The following is a 1055-nucleotide window of genomic DNA, read 5'->3' on the forward strand; positions in this document are numbered from 1 at the left end:
TAGAGCGGAATGAATTGAGGCTGAATCGGCGTGGGATTCCCTTAGGCGTGCAAATCTGATTCAACCTTCATGCTGGGCAAGGAGGTCAGCATGGATGGGCAAGCCTTACTCGATGGATCTTCGCGAACGGGTTGTTGCGTCAGTTGAGCAGGGTGGCCTGTCGCGGCGGCAGGCGGCAGTGCGCTTTGAGGTTGGGATCAGCACCGTCATCAGATGGGTGAGCCGGTTGCGCGAAACGAACAGTCTTGCGCCCGGCAAGATGGGTGGGCACAGACCGAAGAAGATTGCCGGTGAGCATCGGGAGTGGCTGCTGGTGCGCTGCCGGGCTGCGGATTTTACGCTACGCGGACTTGTGGCCGAACTGGCCGAGCGCGGCCTTGCGGTCGACTACCGCTCGGTGTGGGAGTTCGTCCACGCCGAGAAGCTCAGTCACAAAAAAAGACGCTGATCGCGGCTGAGCAGGATCGCCCGGATGTGGCGCGCCGGCGGGCACAGTGGACCAAGTATCAGGACCGTATCGATCCTTCCCGCCTGGTGTTCATCGACGAGACATGGACCAAAACCAACATGGCGCCGCTCAGGGGATGGGCGCCGCGCGGCGAGAGGATCAAAGCCAAGGTGCCACACGGCCATTGGAAGACAATGACCTTCCTGGCGGCGTTGCGCCATGACCGTGTCGATGCACCATGGCTCATCGACGGACCGATCAACGGCGAGCGTTTCCAGCTCTATGTCGACAAGGTTCTCGTCCCCACCCTCAAGCCAGGCGACATCGTCGTCATGGACAATCTCGGCTCGCACAAGGGCAAGGCCGTGCGCCGCGCCATTCGCTCAGCCGGCGCCAGGCTGTTCTTGCTGCCGAAATACTCGCCCGACCTCAATCCTATCGAGAAGCTCTTCGCCAAGCTCAAGCACTGGCTGCGCAAGGCTGCCAAGCGAACAGTCGAAACCGTCTGTGACGCCATCGGCCAAATCCTCGGCGAGGTCACGTCAACCGAATGCCGAAATTACTTCACCGAGGCTGGCTATGCCCAACCTAAATTCATCCCGCTCTA

Annotated in this window: 1 protein-coding gene; it reads left to right on the plus strand. The window is 60.6% G+C overall.

The window, feature by feature from the left end; translation table 11 throughout:
- Window positions 1-94: 94 nt before the first annotated feature.
- Window positions 95-1055 (plus strand): IS630 family transposase gene (locus NKI20_RS33600; protein WP_502898192.1). Its coding sequence is split into 2 segments (ribosomal slippage), with 959 coding nucleotides annotated over them: window positions 95-433 and window positions 436-1055; the frame shifts between segments, so codons are not numbered across the junction. This gene is flagged as partial in the annotation.

Origin of the sequence: Mesorhizobium sp. M0830, from assembly GCF_040319965.1 — a bacterium.
Classification (GTDB): domain Bacteria; phylum Pseudomonadota; class Alphaproteobacteria; order Rhizobiales; family Rhizobiaceae; genus Mesorhizobium.